This is a genomic window from Sporolactobacillus sp. PKPK-6, from assembly GCF_056678885.1.
In genome coordinates, this window is sequence record NZ_JBWXPA010000001.1 from 254,776 (window position 1) to 275,482 (window position 20,707).

Here is a 20,707-nt window from a genome sequence, read left to right on the forward strand (position 1 = left end):
CACTACCGCAAGATTGATTGCAATTAGACAGAAAACTGGTCGCTGTACATCGAAAAATAGATTCCTTTCTTCTTCAATAATTCTTCATGACTCCCCTGTTCGGCAATCATCCCATCCTCAACAACAAGAATTATATCCGCATGACGAATGGTAGAAAGTCGATGCGCAATGATTACGCTTGTCCTTCCGTGCATCAGCCGCAACATGCCTTCTTGAATTTCATGTTCGGTTTGTGTGTCGACATGGCTCGTTGCTTCATCCATAATCAAAATCGCCGGATCAGAGAGCAAAGCACGAGCAATCGTAAGCAGCTGCTTCTGTCCTTCACTCAGATTTTCTCCATTGCCTTGAAGAATCGTATCATACCCATGTTCTGTCGCCATAATGAATGAATCCGCATGTGCCGCAATGGCGGCGTTTTTGATTTCTTCATCCGTTGCGTCAAGTCGTCCGTAACGCAAATTGTCTGTAAAACTGCCGTGAAAAAGATAGGTATCCTGAAGCACCATGCCAAATAAGCTTCTGTAATCCGCGCGTCGATAATCGGTGATCGGAACGCCGTCGACACGAATACTGCCGCCATTCGGCTCATAAAAGCGCGTCAGCAGGTTTACAAGTGTCGTCTTGCCTGCACCTGTTGGCCCAACCAGCGCAATGGTTTCACCGGCATGCGCATGAAATGAAACCTGCTTCACAATCATTCTGCTCGGATTGTAACCAAATGAGACATTATGAAAATCAATGTCACCCTTGCAGTTTTTGCTGCTTATTGGTCGAGCATTGATATGGTCCGGAACTTCCTCTTTTTGATCCATGATATCGAAAACACGTTCTGCACCGGCAATTGCAGATAACAATGTGTTGAAAATGCTGGCGACATCATTTAACGGCCTTGAAAATTGCCGCGAATACGTAAGAAAGCTCGCAATCATGCCAATGGTGATCATATTTTTAACAGCTAAAAAGCCGCCAACCGACGCGACCGCGGCAAAGCCAAGATTATTGATAACGTTCATAAGCGGCATTAAATACCCGGACCAAATTTGTGCGTGCATGCCGACATCGGTCAGTCGTTGATTCATTTGTGTAAAACGGTCGATCTCCTTCCGTTCATGGCTGAATGCTTTAATGACTGATAGTCCGGATATAGATTCCTCAATATGCCCGTTCAAAGTTCCCAATTCCTTCTGCTGCTCCACAAACAACTTAGAAGTGCGAACAGCAATTGTTTTTGTCAGGATAATAACAAGTGGGACCATAATCAGACTAGCAAGGGTTAATGACGGGCTGATCCAGATCATCATTACAAGTGAACCGACAATCATGATCACATCATTCATTAATTGCACCGTAGACTGAGAAATCGTTACATCAATATTTTCAATGTCATTGGTCAGCCTGCTCATGATTTCGCCATGATTATGCCGATCAAAAAATGAGATAGGAAGCTTCTGCAATTTTCCAAAAAGACTTTGTCGAAGTGCGACAACCATACGTTGCCCTGCCGAGGCCATGAGCCATCCCTGAATGAAAGTCAATATGCCATCAGACAAATAAAAGACAGCCAAAACAAGCAATAGCTTAATCAGCATTGAAAAATGAACAGAACCTGTGTGAACACCGATTTGATTAATAGCCACTCCGATAAAGTAGGGAATCAGCAAGGTGACAATTGAATCGAGAAGGACTAAACCAAACACGATACACAATGCACGCCTCTCCTGAGCAAAATAAATGCCTAAACGATGCAGCGTCTCTCGCATTTGCTTTGGTTTTTCAACTGGAGCAAACCGAGCCGGGCCTCTTTTTCTGCCGCCTCTTCCCGGAATTGCAGTATTCGCTCGACTCGCACCGGATTTTTTGTCATCCATGCTGGACTCCTCCTTCGCTCAGCTGAGTCGTGTAAACCTCTCGATAAAATGATGAACGTGATAATAAATCATCGTGTTTTCCAACGGCCTCAATGCGGCCTGCATTAAGAACCACGATTTGATCAGCGTCTTTTATTGAAGACACTTTTTGCGAGATAATAATACAGGTCAGGTTTCTTAATGACTGTCTTAATTGACTGCGAATTGTTTTATCCGTATGCGCATCGACAGCACTTGTTGCATCATCCAATATAAGAAGATCTGGTTTACGGACGAGTGCACGTGCAATAGAAATGCGCTGTTTCTGTCCGCCGGATAAATTAACGCCTCCCTGGCCAATCAATGATTCATAGCCGTGCGGGAATCGGCGAATAAAGCGATCTGCATCCGCAATCTTTGCGGCTTGATAGACCGATTCATTGCTCGCCTGATCGTCCCCCCAGCGAATATTTTCAATGACTGAACCGCTGAAAAGCAATGGCTGCTGAGGCACAATGGCTATTTTCTTCCGCAGTTCTTCTTCCGTATATTTTTTGATATCATGTCCGTTAAAAAGAATTTCCCCTTGATCGGGATCATAAAAGCGAAGAATCAATTGAGCAAGCGTCGACTTTCCTGATGCGATCGGGCCAATAATTCCGAGTGTTTCTCCTGGTTTGACCTGAAAATGAATATCTTTTAATACAGGTCCTTGATTTTTATGAAATGAGAAGGTTACATGTTGAAAATGAAGGGCTCCTCTATTTTCCTGGCCCAATTTCTGATTTGTATTTTTGGGAAACCGCTCATCCGACTTGTGATTCATAACATCGCCGATGCGTTCCGCTGAAGCTCTTGCACGCACAAGCATATTAAAGGCGTTGTTCACCATCATAATTGCGAACAGGAGCTGCATCATATAATTAGTAAAGGCAATGATTGAACCGACCTGCATTGTTCCATGATCCACACCGATTCCTCCAAACCATAGAATGGCTAGAATCCCCGTGTTTACAGTCAGATTGATCATGGGACTGAATACACTTCCTACCTTTGAAGCAGAAGAAGAAAGATGACCGAGTTTTTGATTATTTATTTGAAACCGTTTCTGTTCATAAGCAGAACGATTAAAAACTTTTATTACACGGATACCCGATAAGTAATCCTGCATTGATCGATTGACCCGGTCAAGCGCAAGTTGCACATTTCGAAAAAACGGATAACTGATCTTCATATTTAAAACAATCAGCAGTGCAATAATCGGTGCAATCCCAAGCAAAACCAGTGAGAGTTTTGCATTCAGATGAACAGCCATGATCAGACTGCCGATACCGACAAGAGGCGCTTTGACCATAATACGCATGAGACCATTGGCAAAGGTTTGAACCCGAGTTACATCGTTTGTAAGCCGAGTAATCAACGAAGCACCGCCAAATTGATCAATTCCGGATTGCGGCAGATTTTGGATTTTTATGTACAAATCTTGACGCAAATCTTGGGCAAATCGTTGGGATACAATACCCGAAAGTATGTTGCGCATACTCGCACAAACTGCTCCGATTGCTGTAATCAAAAGCATCAGAAGTCCGTATCGTTCAATCTGAGGCATGTCCATCTGTGCAATGCCTTGATCGACAATTCGCGCCATCAATGCCGGCTGCAGCAAATCTGCCAGAGCTTCGAGCGACAGAAATAAAATTGCAAATAAGAACCTGATTCTGTATCTTCTCCAGTAAATAGTCAGATAGCCCATGAAAAACCCTCTTTCTGTCTCAGCCAAAGGTGAATACTTTCAGTATAGCAGTAAAAAAACGTCCTTGTAATTAGGACGCCACTGAATATTGTACAATTCAATTATTGTTCTTCAATAGCCTGCAGAGGATAGCCAAGCAGCGCCATTTCCAGACAGTGGCGTCGCTCTGGTTCAAAGAAGTCATCACCTAGAATGTCTCGAATTTTTTCCAGACGATTGTATAAGGTCTGCCGGTGAATAAACAGTTTCTTCGCTGTCTCTCCTTTTGATCCCATACATTTAAAGTACATGGACAGTGTCTCTACTAAATTAAGATGATGCTTTTGATCATAATCAATGATTTGCCCGAGTTGATCGTGAATAAACTCATTCAGTATAGGCTCAGGAACAGCATTAAGCAGCTGATAAACGCCAAGATTTCCATAAAAATTACATTTTCCCATTGCAGGAACTGTTTGAGAAATCTCGATTACCTGATAGGCTTCTTTAAAGCTCATCCAAACTTCCGATAATCGTGTTCGCGATTTTCCAATACCGACATGGAATTTCAAACTGGGCAGCGCTTGATTTATATATTTATCCAATCCGTTAATCAAACCTTGTATATTTTTATACAATCCTGCGAGTGACTCCGAGGTCACGCGTTCCTTAGCGCAAATGAAATAGACTTGATTATTTTTCATCATCAGCAGGTGATGCATTTGGTATCGTTTTAATAAGGATCGAGTGAGAACCAGAATATCTTGGTTGCGGGCTTCCATGCGCTCAGGTCCGTCCTCAATCACATTATGTTCAAATTCAATAATGCCGCCGACAAAGATATATTTTTCACCGTTTGGTGATGGAAGTCCCATTCTCATCTGTGCTTGGTCTTCATTTTCGATCCGTTTGCTGAGAATATCCTGAATAAGTTCATTCTGATTGCTCAATATTTTTTCTTCAAGAAATTGAGTACGCAGCAATACTGTCGCCACTGCTTTTGCAGTATAATCGATCAGCAGCTTCATATACTCAGTTGGATGTGCTTGATGAAGGAGCATACCGACGCAGGAGAACACTTGACCGAAGCAGACGACCGGCTGAATGAGTAAAAAACGTGTTTCGTCCATTTTCCAAATTTCCGTCTCCTGAATTCGGTCAAAATTTTTCTTTTTCTCATTGCAAAACGTGTTAATGGTATGGGCGGTTTCCTCCGATACAGTTGGGTAAAATTTATTGGATTCAATAGTCGATAGGTAGACAATTTGCCGATCAGAGTAACTCTGTAAAAGGCGCAGAATTGCGGGAATGTCCGTACTCTGCAAAATCAACTGTTGCTGTTTTTGAGAAAATTGCTCCAAATTTTTCAACAGACCAAAGTGTTGGTTGATTAAAAACGAATGGATGTCCTGTGTGATTTCTTCAAAACGAATCGGTTGACGAAACAGTATGAGTGGAAAATCATGATCATCGCATAGGGCAATGATCTTATCCGGTATTTCATCAATCGTCGTTCCAAACTCAATACAAAGTCCGGAGGTGCCGTGATCAATAATCTGACGCATATACTCCAATCCTGATTTCGCGGAACGTTTTAACCACAGACCGGTTGTAAGAATCAAGTCATGCTTACTGACATAAGGGGCAGCATGCGTAATTTCAAGTATATGTACCCAACGGACTTCTCGAAACAAGCCATGAGCACCTGCAATCAATGCCGCTCTTTGAAAAAGTGGGCGTTCAAGCACATCATTCACACAAAAAGGCATTTCATCCATTTGCCCCAGCCCTCCATATATGTTGTGTTATAGTTCATTTTAATGTCATAATATCTGACACAGACACTAAATGTCAAGTTTTATACCAAAAGACTAGACAAAACGTATGATGAAAAGACTCCTTATTGTTTGTAACATTCTAGGTAAGGAATAACACAGACTGTATGAACCGCCATGATTAGTTGAAAAATGGTTGTGGTGCTCAGATTACGGTGTCTGATTATTCAATCTTTTGAAAAGACATAATAACTGGGAGGAATTCATTCATGATTATCGGTATTCCGAAAGAATTGAAGAACAACGAACGTCGTGTCGCCATCACCCCTGCAGGTACGTACCATTTGGTTCAAGAAGGCAATGTTGTTTATGTTGAAACTCTGTCGGGTGCAGGTGCAGGATTCTCCGATCAACAGTATGAAGAAGCTGGCGCGGTTATTACATCTGCTGAAAAAGCATGGTCAGCTGAAATGGTGATCAAGGTAAAGGAACCGGAACCAGAAGAATATCATTTCTTCCATGAAGGATTGATTCTCTTTACCTATCTTCACCTCGCTCCCGCAGTCGGTGCTGAATTGACAAAAGCGCTTGTTGCAAACAAGGTTGTATCCATCGCTTATGAAACGGTTCAACGTGCAGATCGCGTATTGCCTCTCCTCCAGCCAATGAGTGAAGTTGCCGGAAGAATGGCCGTTCAAATCGGGGCTCAATATCTTGAAAAATTCAGCGACGAAGCCGGAAAAGGTATCTTGCTCGGCGGAGTACCAGGTGTCTCACGTGGCAAAGTAACCATTATCGGCGGTGGTATTGTTGGTACTAATGCTGCGAAAATTGCAGTTGGACTCGGAGCCGATGTCACAATTCTTGACATAAGTGCTGACAGATTACGTGACCTTGATGATATTTTCGGCAATTCACTGAATACAGTCATGTCGAATCCTTACAACATTGCTGAATCAGTTAAAGAGGCTGACCTTGTTGTCGGTGCCGTACTGATTCCCGGCGCAAAAGCTCCTAAACTAGTTACTGAAGAAATGGTTGCGAACATGAAGGAAAATTCTGTGATCGTAGACGTTGCTATCGATCAAGGCGGCGTTGTTGAAACATCCGATCACAGCACAACTCATGATGATCCAACGTATACGAAGCACGGTGTCATCCATTATGCGGTAGCAAACATGCCTGGTGCTGTTCCAAATACATCGACTCTTGCACTGACTAATGTTACAATTCCTTACGCTGCGAAAATCGCCAGCAAAGGCTATGCCAAAGCATGTCTCGAAGATGAAGCACTGCTCAAAGGATTGAACACTTTAGACGGCTTCGTAACATTTAAAGCAGTTGCCGATGCACATGGCTTGGAATACAAGTGTGCTAAGGAATTGCTTAAAGCAGCAGCTGAAGTCTGATTTTCAGAATTGTAATGGCATTGCTTAACCCTTAATTCATTTAGTAATTTTGCGGCTCTTATTATAAATCATTTACCTCTCTACTCAGAGAGGTACTTTTTTGCGTTCGCACATCGACCAATGTAAATCGTTCACAAACAAGAGGCATGTCTTTTCTAAATGATTGCCCCAGTGATGCAAGTTCTCGCGTGAAAAATTCCTGATGCACCGTCCACCAGTATTGATAAGTGCAATCCCCTTCCCCTTCTGCCTGAGCGTGCTCCTCAGACACTTCATCCATCGGAATAATTGCCACTTCATTGGTTCTTGTGATACAAACTGGCTCGTCATGACTATTAAGAATAATGTTGTATTCACCCTTCTGGGGTAATTTTTCATGTTCTAATTCATAGAACACATAAGCTGAACAGGTTGCCGTTTTTATGCCTCTTGCGACCAGATCAGCCAATTTGTCAGAGTCACTTCCGAATTTCCATGCTGTAACTGAATTTTCTTCTTTTTTATCTCGCAAAAAATGATTCCAATAGCTTTTGCAAATCTTATTCACTTCGTGCCGTCTCCTTTATAAACGCTTATTGATCTGCACCGATGGATGTCTTTCACACGCATCAATCGTAACCTCCGCGCCGATTGGCATTGTCATCATCGGATGTGTATGACAGCAGTCAAAATCAGCGATGATCGGCAATTTCTTACCATTTAAGACTTCCAAAAGCAGATCCATCGGACTCCGTCCTGAACCTTCATCATCAAATCGTTCATGTTTGCCAAGCAAAATACCGCCGATCCGTTCAAAGACGCCATTAACTTTAAGTAATGAAAAATTCTTCTCTACCTGTGACGCATTTTTCATCGAATCCTCAATGAGCAGGATATCGCCTTTTTCTACTTCAGGCATATAGGGACTTCCCCAAAATCCATTCATGGTATTTAGGTTACCGCCAATGAGCCGCCCGGAAGCCTTAGTACCATTAATCCCGATCCAACGATTTCTGTACTTTACCTTTTCCTTGGTCTTTACCTCCCAATTCACCGCTTCGTCAGTCCAATAGTCCGGAGAAGTGAGTTGGAGCGGATAATCATTTGTCTTTTCAGCTATTTGTTCAAAATACTTGTATGTTTGATCCACAAAAGGCGGAAATTCACCAAAAGAAGAGACTAGAGCCGGCCCATATAAAACAGAACAGCCCGTTTGCGCATAGATGGCAAGAAGAATAGCGGTCGTATCGGAATAGCCTATCATTATTTTTGGATTTCTTTTAAATGCTTGATAATCGATATAGGGCAGCAAAGAATTTGAATTTGTTCCACCAATAGTTGACATAATCATTTTTATGTTTTCATCATGAATTAGTGCATTCAATTCTTCTGCTCGCTCAAGAATCGTACCGGAGCGATAAAAATCTTGCTTTCCCGTTAAGCATCCTTCAACAATTTGAAATCCCTTTGATTCAAGGAACCGTTTTGCACGTGCAAAACGCAAAGGCGAAGTTGCCGTTATTGGGGATGATGGTGAAAAAATGCCTATTTTGTCTCCTTTTTCTAAAGTTAACATAAATCAGCCTCCATTCAACTGCACTTTAAAAGAAGTTAATAAAAAACCGGCAAAGTTTTTGCCGGAAGTCCTGTCAACGATTAATTGCCTTAAACCATTACATTGTCAATGAGAACTGTGATTCGTACAAGCGACGATAAACACCGTCTTGACTGATCAGTTGATCATGAGTGCCTTGCTCAGTAATTCCGTCACTAGTAACGACAATAATTCGATCTGCATTTTTGATTGTTGCCAGACGGTGAGCAATAATCAGCGTTGTGCGTCCTTTGGACAATAATTCAAGCGACTGCTGAATTGCGACCTCTGTCTCGGTATCCAACGCGGAAGTCGCTTCGTCAAGAATTAAAATTGACGGATCCTTAAGGAACATACGTGCGATCGAAAGGCGTTGTTTTTGGCCGCCGGATAATTTGACACCTCGTTCACCAATAACCGTGTCTAAACCGTTGGGCATATTCGCCACTGTATCTTCTAATTGCGCGAGCCGGATTACACGCCAAATATCATCATCGGTTGCATCTAGTTTCCCGTACGCTACATTTTCACGTAGCGTTCCAGAAAAAAGGAAGACATCTTGTTGTACTAAACCGATGTGATGGCGCAATGAGGAAAGTTTAAAGTCATGAATATCAATACCGTCAATCATAATCCTGCCTTCGGTCACATCGTAAAATCGAGGAAGCAGACTGCACAGAGTCGTCTTGCCAGCACCTGTCGGACCGACAAATGCAACTGTTTCTCCGGCATGAATGTGCAAATCAATGTGATTCAGCACCTGTTTCTTTCCTTCGTACCCAAAGCTGACATCGCAGTAGTCAATCCCGCCTTTCACGGAATCCACTTCAAGTGCACCCTCTTTATCTACGATTTCCGGTGCAAGACTTTTTAGGTTCATAAATCGTTTGAAACCGGCAATCCCTTTAGGATACAGTTCAATAATCGCATTAAACTTTTCAATCGGCTGAACAAAAATATTGGAAAGCAACAAAAAGGCAACAAATTGTCCGCTGCTTAATTCACCGTGAATGACAAACCAGGAGCCACTGATTAATGTAAATAGAGTGATCAGCCTCATGAAAAAGTAGTTGGTTGTCACACTTGTAGCCATAATCTTATAGGAAAATAGTTTCGCTCTCTGATATAATTTATTATTTTCTCGGAACTGTTTTCGTTCGTAGTTTTCATTCGAAAATGCTTGTACCACACGAATTCCGCCAACCGCATTCTCAACATTGGCGTTAAATACGGCAATATCCTGATAAATTTGGTCAGTTGCTCGAGTCATTTTCATGTTGAACACAATGATAAACGTTCCAAGAATCGGGACAAGAATAAACGTGATGCACGCCAATTTCCAATTAATCGTCAGCATTAAGAAAAATGCTCCGAACAAAGACATCAAGGCAATAAATATATCTTCCGGTCCGTGATGCGCGGTCTCGCCGATATCAAAAAGATCGGTAGTGAGACGCGACATCATATGTCCTGTTTTGTTATTATCGAAAAAATGAAACGATTGCCTTTGAATATGTTCGAACAGTTCCTGGCGAATATCCGTTTCAATCTTGATTCCCAGCATATGCCCCCAATAGGTCACAACATAATGAGTGACTGTATTAATCACATAAAAAAGGAGCAGACCAGCTGAAGCAAGCATAATAATAGACCAATCCTTTCCAGGTAGCAGTCGATCGATGACTTGATTAACTGCTACAGGGAAAACAAGTTCGAGCAAGGCAAGCAGTACTGCACAGAAAAAGTCGAGGAAAAATAGTTTTTTATAGGGTTTATAATAAGCGAAAAATGAGCGGATCACATGCTCGCCTCACTTTCGTTTGATTTATAGTTCATTCAGCCAAAGATCACGGCTGGCATCAGAAGGCATTCGCCAGTCACCTCTCGGCGACAAGCTGACTGTCCCGACTTTTGGCCCATCCGGAATTGCCGAACGTTTGAACTGCATTGAGAAAAAGCGTCGAATAAAAACAGTCAGCCATTTTCGAATGGTCGCATCATCATAAGAGCCTGCAAATGCTGATTTTGCCAAAAAGAGTATTTTTGCTGGAGTAAATGCACTGCGAACAAAATAGTATAGGAAAAAATCATGTAATTCATAAGGACCTACAATATCTTCGGTTTTCTGTGCAATTTTCCCTTCACCGTCTTTCGGCAGCAATTCAGGGGTCACCGGAGTATCAAGAACGTCAAGAAGAATAGTACTGATCTCTTTGCTTGTCTCTTCTTCGGCAACATAACGGACAAGATAACGGACAAGGGTTTTCGGAACAGAACAATTGACAGCGTACATCGACATATGATCGCCATTATAGGTACTCCAACCAAGCGCGAGCTCAGACAAATCACCGGTTCCAATAACAAGCCCGCCTTCTTTATTGGCAATGTCCATCAAGATCTGCGTACGTTCACGTGCTTGAACATTTTCATAAGTTACATCATGAATTGCCGGATCATGCCCGATATCTTTAAAGTGCTGCAGGCACGCCGCTACAATATTAACTTCTCGAAAATCAGTTTCAAGTTTCTTGCACAGAGATACGGCATTTTGATACGTGCGATCAGTCGTACCGAAACCAGGAAGCGTTACAGTGATGATATCTTTCCGATCGTAATTAAGTAGGTCATAAGTCTTTGCAATAACGAGCAATGCCAAGGTGGAATCAAGTCCACCGGAAATACCGATGACCGCTTTTTTTAATCCAGTATGTTCCATTCGTTTGGCTAGTGCTGCAGCCTGAATATTGAAAATTTCGCTACAACGTTGTTCTCTTTGCTTTGCATCAGAAGGAACAAACGGATGTTTGTCAATTGCTCGATCAAAGATTCCAAATTCTGTGTTTTTAAAGGAGAAAGGAATTTTTCTCGCCTTCCAAGGAACCGTTGATGATGCTTCTCTAAAGCTAATGTTTTTGATTCGTTGCAGATTCAGCCGATCAATGTCAACAATTGATGTAACGACTTGGTTCTCCCTTTGAAAACGTTTATTCTTAGTCAGCATATTTCCGTTTTCAGCAATTAATAGTTCTCCTCCAAAAACAACATCGGTGGATGATTCACCCGTACCTGCACCGGCGTATATGTAAGAAGCCATGCATTTTGCACTTTGCGCGGCAACAAGCGCTTTTCTGTAGTCAGCTTTGCTGACCACTTCATTTGATGCGGACAGATTTCCGATCAACTGCGCGCCAGCAAGGCTCAAATAACTGCTTGGTGGCACAACGCTCCACAAATCCTCGCAAATTTCAAATCCAATTTGAAACGGCCCGCTTTGGAAGAGAAGATCAATGCCAAATGGTATTGATTTTTGAAAAGATAAATCAACCGTATGACCGATTATTTCTCTTCCTGATGAGAACCAGCGTCTTTCGTAGAACTCTTCATAATTCGGTATGTAACTCTTAGGAACAATGCCCAGCACGTTTCCATCAAATAAAATATACGCACAATTATAGACCACTGTCTCTGCATAGAGTGGGGCACCAACAGCAATCAGTATATCTTTTCCGGCACTGTAGGCACATAATTCCTTTACGCCCAAAGCTGCTTGATCAAGTAATTGTTTCTGCAGGAACAAATCGGCACATGTGTAGGATGTTACGCACAATTCCGGAAAAACAACGAGTTTTGCATGTTCTCCAACAGCTTGATCAACACATTTTTTAATGTTTCTTACATTCGAATCAACATTCGCGACTTGAGTTACCGGACAAGCAGCAGCCAAGCGGATAAAATTCATTGAATTCAATACTTAAACCTCCGATCAGGCAGACTTAAAAATGCCTACGATATACATTATCCCTAAAACCGGAACCAACAATGCACCGTTAAACAAAAAGCCTCCCAGTTCCGGAGAGGCATAAGCAACAGCATCATTGTTTTATTAACTTACAATCTTGCACTGCATAAATCAAATTAACTTTATTCTAATGCCGCTTCAAAAAAATGTCAAATGTAGGCAAATTTAAACATCGCGCGGTATTCACTCATTCCGTTTGTTTATATGTATCGCAGTTTTTATTTTTTTTGAAGTATGCAAATGACAAGCAATAAAATGGTCACTTTCAATTTCGGTAAATTCAGGGATTTTTTCCGAACAAATATCCATGACGAATGGACAACGTGTACGAAACACACACCCACTTGGCGGATTAATCGGACTTGGAATCTCTCCACTTAATATGATGCGTTCCCGCTTCTCCTCAATATCCGGATCCGGAATGGGTATTGCAGAAAGCAGAGCTTGTGTGTATGGATGCAAAGGCTTTTCATAGAGTTCATGACTTGAACTCAATTCTACAAGATGACCAAGATACATCACCCCAATGCGGTCGCTAATGTACTTAACCATTGAAAGATCATGAGCAATAAACATCATAGTAAGCCCCTTTTCCTCCTGAAGACGTTTCAACAGGAAAACTACTTGAGCTTGTACCGAGACGTCCAATGCTGATATTGGTTCATCAGCAATAATAAACCGCGGATCTAGAGCAAGTGCACGAGCAATCCCGATTCTCTGTCTCTGTCCCCCGCTAAACTCATGTGGATAACGATTTAAATAAGTTCGACTTAATCCCACTTCTTCCAGCAACTGTTCCACTTTCTCTTTCCGTTCCTTGGGATTCTTGTATGTTTTATGAATATCCATCGGCTCTGCAATTAACTCAAGAACTGTTGAACGCGGATTCAAAGAAGCATAAGGATCCTGAAAAATCATTTGCATAGTTCGATGCAATTGGAAACGTTCCGATGCATCCATCAGATCAACATTATGGCCATTGAATTCAATTTTTCCATCTGTTTTTTCATAGAGCCCCATAATTGTCCTGCCCAGCGTCGATTTACCGCATCCGGACTCACCTACAATACCCAGTACTTCACCTGCGCTTATGGACAGACTGACATCGTCAACAGCTTTTAATATTTGTGACCGATCAATTTCAAAATATTTTTTTAATTGCTTAATTTTTAAGAGCGGCTTTTTCTCCATCATTCATCCTTCCTTCCAACAACGTCTGATTGCGCACAATTCTTGCTCATAAATCGTACCTTTGAGAGCGGTGATCGTTACCTTCTTGCCAGGTGTTTGGGAATGAATCATTTTTCCATCTCCAAAATAGATACCCACATGATGTACATCACCAGATCCTTTTTCATATGCAAAAAAAAGCAGATCACCAGGCAAGACTGATTTCAGATCAATCGCTCGACCGCTCACCGATTGGTCATCGGCATCACGAGGAATGAGGTATCCTCCAGCTCGAAGCATGGAATAGGTATAGCCGGAGCAGTCATATCCATAAGCACTCATGCCCGCCCATAAATAAGGCAGATCCAAGAATTTTAACGCAACACGAACGATATCCTTACCGGTAAATAATGGTCTCCTTGCCGGAAAACTCACATCCTCCTTATGAAGAATACTCACCCCTACTGGTGTATCGACTCGGACAAGTTTATTTGTTTCTTCAATTAAAGGAAGAAAAGTACCAAAGCTCAACTCGAAAATCGGCTGATTTATTTCATTGTACAGCATCGTTATTTTACTTTGAATCATAACTGACTCGGACACACTGGTTAAATCACAGTCGATCGATTGACTGACAGGCATCCAGCCAAGGTATCCGCGTTTGTCTCTTGACGAATGTTGATTAGGAACAATCACTTTTGTCCATTCTCCATTTATTTCATCGATAATAATTGGATCGTTAAAGAGCACCTGAGTCTGTGTCCTCTTTTCGTTGCATAAGGCAATCGTTTCTTCACGAGTCATGTTCGAAAGCCAAGCTTTCATATTTGGGTTTTCCGAAACCGCCAAGGCATCAATAGAGCGAAACGAATCTGGTGATGTCCAAACAGTAGCTACAGGAACAGATATTCTTCTTTTTTGCACATTCTTTCCCTCTTTTACTTTTCAAAATGGATGTCTGTTATTCCCAATCCCGGTGCGTCAGGCAAAGTTATTTTATTTTGTCTGTATGAAGCACCACCTTCAATGGGTTCCGAAGAAAACAAAAGCGGTGTATCTAAATCGCATCGTGTTACATTGGACTTGGAAGCTGCAAAATGGCAAGCTGCAGTTACTGAAATTTTAGATTCAATCATGCAACCAACCATACACTCAACCCCATAGGTTTCGGCTAATGTATTAATTTTCTCAGCTCCGGTTATACCGCCCGCCTTCATCAATTTTATATTAATAATGTCACAACCATGCATAGCAAGCAGTCTTGCCGCATCTTTAGGACTGAATATACTTTCATCTGCCATAATTTGTGTCTCTACATGTTCGGTTACAAGTTTCATTCCCTCAAAATCCCACGATTGTACCGGCTGTTCTATCAATTCAATACCAAGATCCATATCTTCCATTTTTCGAATAATGGCAATTGCATCTTTTGCGCACCAACCCTGATTCGCATCCAATCGCAGCTTAACTTTTTTGCCTACTGCTTGACGAACACCTTTGACTCGTTCCAAATCCTCTGAAATCGTTGAATTGCCGACTTTAATTTTTAATGTAGTAAATCCATTTTTAACACTGGCAATTGCATCTCCCATCATTTCTTGGACTCCATTGACACTGATCGTTAAATCGGTTTCCAATTCGCTTCCATTCCCTCCAAGTAGCTGATAAAGTGGAAGGCCAGCTTTCTTTGCGAGACAATCATATACAGCAATATCGACAGCAGCTTTAGCGCTTGTATTATGCAAAATCGACTTTTCAATTACTTGATGAATCTGTTCTCTATTCTCAATTGCTAATCCTACGATTAGCGGACGAATAACTTCCGTAATAACATAATTGATACTACCAAGACTATCACCAGTTATGACATGTGTTGGCGGAGCTTCGCCAAAACCAGTCGTTCCGTCATCACATGTTAAACACACAATAAGACTTTCAGCTGTACTGACTGTCCGAAGTGCTGTTTTAAATGGTTTTGTGAGAGGAATTGTGATTTTTTTAGTTTGCACATTAACAATTTTCATAGATGATTCCCTCCGCTTTATTTAAAACGAGATGAATCCCGTAGCTTTCCCGAATCAGATAATGATAAATATTTGGTGTTTTTTTTGAGTATAAACGCTACCGGGTCACACAAGTAAGCTAAATTTTTAGATGTTATCAATTTCCTTAGCAGCAACATGAAATGCATTCCTTTTCAAAGAAAAGCCGTTTTCCGTGATCAGGAAAACGGCTTTTACTGGCATAAGAATGGACATGCTCTAAGTATTCCTGCTGATTTGAACGATTGCAATTAGTTAGACTTTGTTGCCCACTTCAATTCCATATAGCCTACCGGATGACGGACAATTCCTTTAACTTTGCTGTTTTGTAATTCAGATTGATTGTAGAAGTATACTGGAAAGAGCGGCATTTCTTTCATCAGAAGCTTTTCGGCTTGATACATGAGCGCATAACGCTTTGTGTCATTTTTTTCATTCTTTGCTTCCTTAATCAATCGATCATATTCTTTATTGCTCCACTGCATACTGTTCATTGGCATTCCTGTAATAAAATTCTCAAGGAAGTTAATTGGATCTCCATAATCTGCCAAAAAAGAACCGCGTGAGAACTGAAATTTGCCTTTTTTCTGTTCAACTCCGTATACATTCCATTCCATATTGGCCAGTTTAACGTTAACACCTAAATTTTTCTTATACATTTCCTGAACAGTTTCTGCTATTGATTTATTTATGTCTGTTGTATTATAGGTCAGTGTGATTGGAGGCAATTTCGTAATGCCCTCTTCTTTCATTCCTTCAGCCAATAATTTCTTGGCAGCAGATGGATCATATTTATAAAGGTTACCGTTATGCGTACGGAAATCTTCGCCACTAGGATCTTTGAATCCTGGAGAAACAAATCCGTATGCAGGATCGTTCTTTTGCTTTACAACATAATTAACAATTTTTTTGTTATCCACTGCAAGTGCAAAAGCTCTTCTGATTTTTGCATTATTAAATGGCTTCATCTTCACATTCATGCTGAAGAAGTATGTGCCTGCTTGCTGACCGACTTTGACTTTTCCTTCTTTGAAAAGTTGATCAGAAAGATCCGGCGGAACGCTTGCCACGTCAAGCTCTCCAGTTTTATACATTTGGTATTCCGTATTTGTATCGTTAACCATTGCCCAATCAACTTCGTCAAGCTTTACTGTTTTCTTATCCCAATAGGTACTGCTTTTCTTAAAGACCATGTTCGCATCATGTTTCCATGAAGCAAGTTTGAATGGACCGTTTCCGACAAAAGTCTTGGCATTTGCATACCATTTCGGATCTTTTTCCGCAACTTTTTGATTTACTGGAAAAAAAGCAGGATTGGAGATCATACTGAGAAAATAGGATTGCGGCGCATTCAACGTCACCTTCAGCGTTTTGTCACCTTCCGCTTTAACCTGAACATCATCAGCGGATCCTTTATTCAGATTATATGCCTCGCCGCCTTTAATGAGATAACCCAAAAATGCTGCTGGTGATGCTGTTTTGGGGTTAAGCAGCTGTTTCCATGCATATTCAAAATCACCGGCAGTTAAATCGTCTCCGTTATCCCATTTTGCATCTTTTCGAATGTGGAATGTATAGGTTTTCCCATCTGGTGAAACCTCCCATTTTTCGGCTGATGCTGCATGAGGTTTATTGTCTTTTCCCAGACGTGTCAATCCTTCCATCAGGTTGTTCAGTGCATTCCAAGACAAAGAATCAAATCCGATTGGCGGATTAAAAGAAGTGGGTTCTGATCCATTATTAAGCTTCAAAACCTGCTTTCCATCCGATTTCTTGCTTGATGAATCAGGCTTAGCAGTACAACCACTAAATGCTAAAACAAGCAGAACTGCCATACCAAGCAAAAACACTTTGCTAAATAACTTTTTCAAACGAATTCCTCCTGCCTTTTTATAGTATTTCAACCTGATGCCGAATAGTATCGGCTCTTTTATCTAAAAGCCAACAAGCGACTGCGTGGTTTTCACCAGCTGCCGTTGTCGGCGGTTGAACATGTTGACAAACTTCCATTGCAAACGGACATCTTTCACAGAATGCGCAGCCTTCAGGAGGAGCAAATAAATCCGGCGGTGCACCTTCTATCGGCTTTAAAGTATCGGAAGGAAGATCGATCCGTACTATAGCGTTCAAAAGAGCTTGTGTATACGGATGCTTCGCATGATAAAAGATATCCCGTTTGCTGCCTGTTTCAACGATCTTGCCGGCATACATAACGGCTACTCGATCTGCGATCTTGGCTACAACTCCAAGATCATGAGTGATCATAATCATTGCAACACCCGTTTTTTTTTGGATATGATCAAACAATTCTAAAATTTGTGCTTGGATCGTCACATCAAGAGCTGTCGTCGGTTCATCTGCAATGATTAGATCCGGTTCACAAATCAGAGCCATGGCAATGACAATTCTCTGTCTCATACCCCCGCTAAACTGATACGGGTATTGTTTCATTCGCTGCTCCGCATTTGACAAGCCAACCATTTGAAGCATCTCAATTGCTTTTTGATAGGCGTCTTTTCGTGATACCTTCTTTTGGTGAATGATTCCTTCAGTTAACTGCGATCCTATGGTCAGCGTCGGATTAAGAGCTGTCATTGGATCCTGAAAAATCATTGACAAATTCACACCTTGAATTTTTCTCAGATTTCTCGGTGAAGCGTTCGTCAATTCCTTTCCCTTGAATCGAATGGAACCACCAACAATTTTCCCATGCGGTTTAGAGATCAAGCCCATTACAGCCAGAGAGGTAACACTTTTTCCGCATCCCGACTCGCCAACCACAGCAAAAGTCTCTCCATTGTGGATATCAAACGAGACGCCTCGAACCGCGTGAACTTCACCACCATGGGTACTAAAAGAAACATGCAAATTTTCTACCTCAAGCAGCTTGTCCGATTGTTTTTGCACCGTGGCTCATCTCCTTAATTTCGGATCCAGCGCATCTTGCAAGCCATCACCTAAGATATTAAAAGCAAACATTGTTATCGAGATAAATAATGCCGGGAAGAACAATCTCCACCAGAATCCGGCTAGCAGAGCGGATAAAGCATCACTTGCCATCACGCCCCAGCTTGCGTACGGGGCTTGTACGCCCAATCCAAGAAAACTTAGAAATGCTTCGGAAAATATAGCTGACGGAACCGTTAACGTCATTTGCACAATGATCGGGCCCATGGTATTAGGAATGAGATTTTTCCGAACAATGCGCCAAGGCTTGCTTCCAAATGATTTGGAAGCAGTTACGAATTCAAAATTTTTTAATTGAAGCATTTGTCCTCTGACTATACGCGCCATTCCAGTCCAACCTGTAACCGTTAGTGCAACAATAATTGTCAATAAACTCGGACCCATCACAACCATGAGCAAAATGACTACAAGCAAATAAGGAAGTCCGTAGAGGATCTCAATAATCCGCATCATAACCAAATCCGTTTTTCCGCCCAAATAACCGGACAACCCACCATATGCAACACCTATGAATAGATCAACAAGTGCCGCCACAATACCGACAAATAATGAGATCCGCGCGCCGTACCAAGTTCGTGTAAAGACATCTCGACCAAGCTCATCCGTTCCAAACCAATGATTGGAAGACGGTGATAAATTCTGCAGCGTCAAATGCTGTGCCGTTACTGAATAGGGTGAAAAGATTGGTCCGAAAACAGCAAATACAGCCAGAAGCCCTAAGAAAGTCAACCCAAGCATGGCGAGTTTATTCTTCCGAAGCTGAATCCAAGCATCCTGCCAATACGAAATGCTCGGGCGAGACAATGACTGCTGCACTATTTTCTTACGATTGAGCAGACGGAACCAATCCGTTGGAATTTGTGAAATTAAGTTTTGTTTTTTCAATTTTTTTAGATCCTCCATCACTCCCCCTCCTTGCCCATTTTAATTCGTGGATCAAGCCATCCATAGGCAATATCAACAATGAACAACATAAAAATTAACAAAGCGCTATAGAACATCGTCGTTCCCATGATAACCGGATAGTCACGAGAATTAATGCTGTCAACAAAATATTTACCCATGCCAGGTATTGCAAATATCTTTTCAATAACAAATGTACCGGTTAATATACTCGCAGCAAGCGTACCAAGTACGGTAACAACCGGTAAAAGCGCATTTTTTAATGCATGTTTTGTGACAATAAAAAAAGGAGATAGTCCCTTCGCCTGAGCAGTTCGTATGTAATCCTGTGTCAGTACCTCAAGCATACTGGAGCGAATCAATCGTGCGATAATTGCCATCGGACCGGTCGCAAGTGCTACAACAGGCATAATCATGTAAGCAAAACCTTGCCATGTCCCCGCGGGCAGCAAACGGAGATTAACCGCAAACTCTTGAATAAGCAGCGTGGCCAGAACAAAGTTAGGAATTGATATCCCCAAAACAGCGATAGTCATTGCCAAATAATCAATAAGGCCATTATGTTTTAGAGCAGCAAAAATACCCAGAACAACACCAGAAATAACAGCAACGGCCAGTGACCACATTCCCAGTTCAAACGATACCGGGAATCCTCTTCCTAGCAAGTCATTTACTGTTTGAGAAGGTTGCTTAATTGATGGACCATATGTAAATGTTGCTATTGACTTAAGATAAATCAGATACTGAATCGGGAGCGGCTTATCAATATGATAATGTGCTTCCAAATTTTGAACCGCAGCATCGCTAAGTACTTTTCCATTTAAATTATTAAAAGGAGAACCAGGTATTGCATGCATGAGCAAAAATGTCAATGTAGCGATCACCCATAGAGTTAAAATCATAGCAATAAATCTCTTGGCAATAAAACGAAGCATAGCATCTCTTCCTTTCTAAAAAATAGGAATACCTTTCGATTTAATATTTTGATATTTCAGACCATTAAAAAATCATAACTTTCAAAAACAAAAAATCCAGCCCTAAAAAACGAGAGCTGGATTTTGTCTAGGTTATTAGACAAAGCGGCCTATTGATGAATTATATGATTATACTTTTTTACTGCATCGCAAAAAGCAACGATTAATGCTTTTTGCGATGAGCCGAAATATCTTGCCCGAATATCATTAACAATATCAGGATCATTGATTAACCGTCCCGATAATAAAGAATGTACAAAACGAGTCGTCAAATTGATCGTTGCCGAACACTCTACATCAACAATTCTTCCATTCGTGCGATCGATAACTAGTCCAATAAAAAATTGATTAAAACGGATCGTTATCGGGTTCTTTTGTGAAGATTTTGCATCACCAATGACAAATACAGTATCTTTATAAAAAGCCATATGTGTTCCTTCCTTATTCATTCAGGTAATTTGAGGGACTTTCAGCTGGTTGGCTGCAGGAACTCAAATTGTGAACAGCTTTAAG

General features: G+C 41.4%; 16 protein-coding genes. 1 reads left to right on the plus strand and 15 read right to left on the minus strand.

Annotated features, from left to right (window positions below):
• Window positions 1-23: 23 nt before the first annotated feature.
• From AC1MBV_RS01275 to AC1MBV_RS01285, 3 genes are all read right to left on the minus strand, one after another.
• Window positions 24-1,871, minus strand: coding sequence for an ABC transporter ATP-binding protein (locus tag AC1MBV_RS01275; RefSeq protein WP_480947386.1), 1,848 nt, complete (start codon window positions 1,869-1,871; stop codon window positions 24-26).
• Window positions 1,864-3,603, minus strand: coding sequence for an ABC transporter ATP-binding protein (locus tag AC1MBV_RS01280; protein ID WP_480947387.1), 1,740 nt, complete (start codon window positions 3,601-3,603; stop codon window positions 1,864-1,866). The genes AC1MBV_RS01275 and AC1MBV_RS01280 overlap by 8 nt, the downstream gene beginning before the upstream one ends.
• A 101-nt stretch (window positions 3,604-3,704) precedes the next feature.
• The gene (locus AC1MBV_RS01285; RefSeq protein WP_255746509.1) at window positions 3,705-5,360 is read right to left on the minus strand and encodes a PucR family transcriptional regulator; all 1,656 of its coding nucleotides are present in this window, start codon (window positions 5,358-5,360) and stop codon (window positions 3,705-3,707) included.
• A gap of 266 nt (window positions 5,361-5,626) precedes the next feature.
• Between AC1MBV_RS01285 and ald the strand changes: the two genes are divergently transcribed.
• The gene (gene ald / locus AC1MBV_RS01290; protein ID WP_255746508.1) at window positions 5,627-6,766 is read left to right on the plus strand and encodes an alanine dehydrogenase; all 1,140 of its coding nucleotides are present in this window, start codon (window positions 5,627-5,629) and stop codon (window positions 6,764-6,766) included.
• Window positions 6,767-6,827: 61 nt separating this feature from the next.
• On the opposite strand, the gene AC1MBV_RS01295 is transcribed toward ald, so the two are convergent.
• From AC1MBV_RS01295 to AC1MBV_RS01350, 12 genes are all read right to left on the minus strand, one after another.
• Window positions 6,828-7,313: an ASCH domain-containing protein gene (locus AC1MBV_RS01295; RefSeq protein ID WP_480947388.1), complete on the minus strand. Its 486-nt coding sequence runs from the start codon at window positions 7,311-7,313 to the stop codon at window positions 6,828-6,830.
• A 15-nt stretch (window positions 7,314-7,328) separates the two neighbouring features.
• The gene (locus tag AC1MBV_RS01300; protein WP_480947389.1) at window positions 7,329-8,321 is read right to left on the minus strand and encodes a S66 family peptidase; all 993 of its coding nucleotides are present in this window, start codon (window positions 8,319-8,321) and stop codon (window positions 7,329-7,331) included.
• A gap of 97 nt (window positions 8,322-8,418) precedes the next feature.
• A complete protein-coding gene (locus tag AC1MBV_RS01305) occupies window positions 8,419-10,140 on the minus strand; it encodes an ABC transporter ATP-binding protein (RefSeq protein WP_255746505.1) in 1,722 nt (573 codons plus the stop codon).
• Between the two features lie 24 nt (window positions 10,141-10,164).
• On the minus strand, window positions 10,165-12,078 hold the full coding sequence (locus AC1MBV_RS01310) for an NAD(+) synthase (RefSeq protein ID WP_255746631.1): 1,914 nt from the start codon (window positions 12,076-12,078) through the stop codon (window positions 10,165-10,167).
• A gap of 243 nt (window positions 12,079-12,321) precedes the next feature.
• Window positions 12,322-13,329 (minus strand): ABC transporter ATP-binding protein, encoded by a 1,008-nt coding sequence (locus AC1MBV_RS01315; protein WP_480948246.1) that lies wholly within the window; start codon window positions 13,327-13,329, stop codon window positions 12,322-12,324.
• A 3-nt stretch (window positions 13,330-13,332) separates the two neighbouring features.
• Window positions 13,333-14,232: a C40 family peptidase gene (locus AC1MBV_RS01320; RefSeq protein WP_480947390.1), complete on the minus strand. Its 900-nt coding sequence runs from the start codon at window positions 14,230-14,232 to the stop codon at window positions 13,333-13,335.
• 14 nt (window positions 14,233-14,246) lie between these two features.
• Window positions 14,247-15,332, minus strand: a complete 1,086-nt coding sequence (locus AC1MBV_RS01325; protein ID WP_480947391.1) for a mandelate racemase/muconate lactonizing enzyme family protein — start codon at window positions 15,330-15,332, stop codon at window positions 14,247-14,249.
• Window positions 15,333-15,601: 269 nt separating this feature from the next.
• Window positions 15,602-17,221, minus strand: coding sequence for a peptide ABC transporter substrate-binding protein (locus tag AC1MBV_RS01330; RefSeq protein WP_480947392.1), 1,620 nt, complete (start codon window positions 17,219-17,221; stop codon window positions 15,602-15,604).
• Between the two features lie 19 nt (window positions 17,222-17,240).
• Complete coding sequence (locus tag AC1MBV_RS01335; RefSeq protein ID WP_480947393.1) at window positions 17,241-18,257, minus strand: ABC transporter ATP-binding protein; 1,017 nt, start codon at window positions 18,255-18,257, stop codon at window positions 17,241-17,243.
• A 6-nt stretch (window positions 18,258-18,263) separates the two neighbouring features.
• Window positions 18,264-19,220 carry an ABC transporter permease gene (locus AC1MBV_RS01340; RefSeq protein WP_480947394.1) on the minus strand — a complete coding sequence of 319 codons (957 nt, stop codon included), beginning with the start codon at window positions 19,218-19,220 and terminating at the stop codon, window positions 18,264-18,266.
• Complete coding sequence (locus AC1MBV_RS01345; RefSeq protein WP_480947395.1) at window positions 19,220-20,155, minus strand: ABC transporter permease; 936 nt, start codon at window positions 20,153-20,155, stop codon at window positions 19,220-19,222. The genes AC1MBV_RS01340 and AC1MBV_RS01345 overlap by 1 nt, the downstream gene beginning before the upstream one ends.
• A 149-nt stretch (window positions 20,156-20,304) precedes the next feature.
• Window positions 20,305-20,622: a DUF3870 domain-containing protein gene (locus AC1MBV_RS01350; protein ID WP_480947396.1), complete on the minus strand. Its 318-nt coding sequence runs from the start codon at window positions 20,620-20,622 to the stop codon at window positions 20,305-20,307.
• Window positions 20,623-20,707 lie beyond the last annotated feature (85 nt).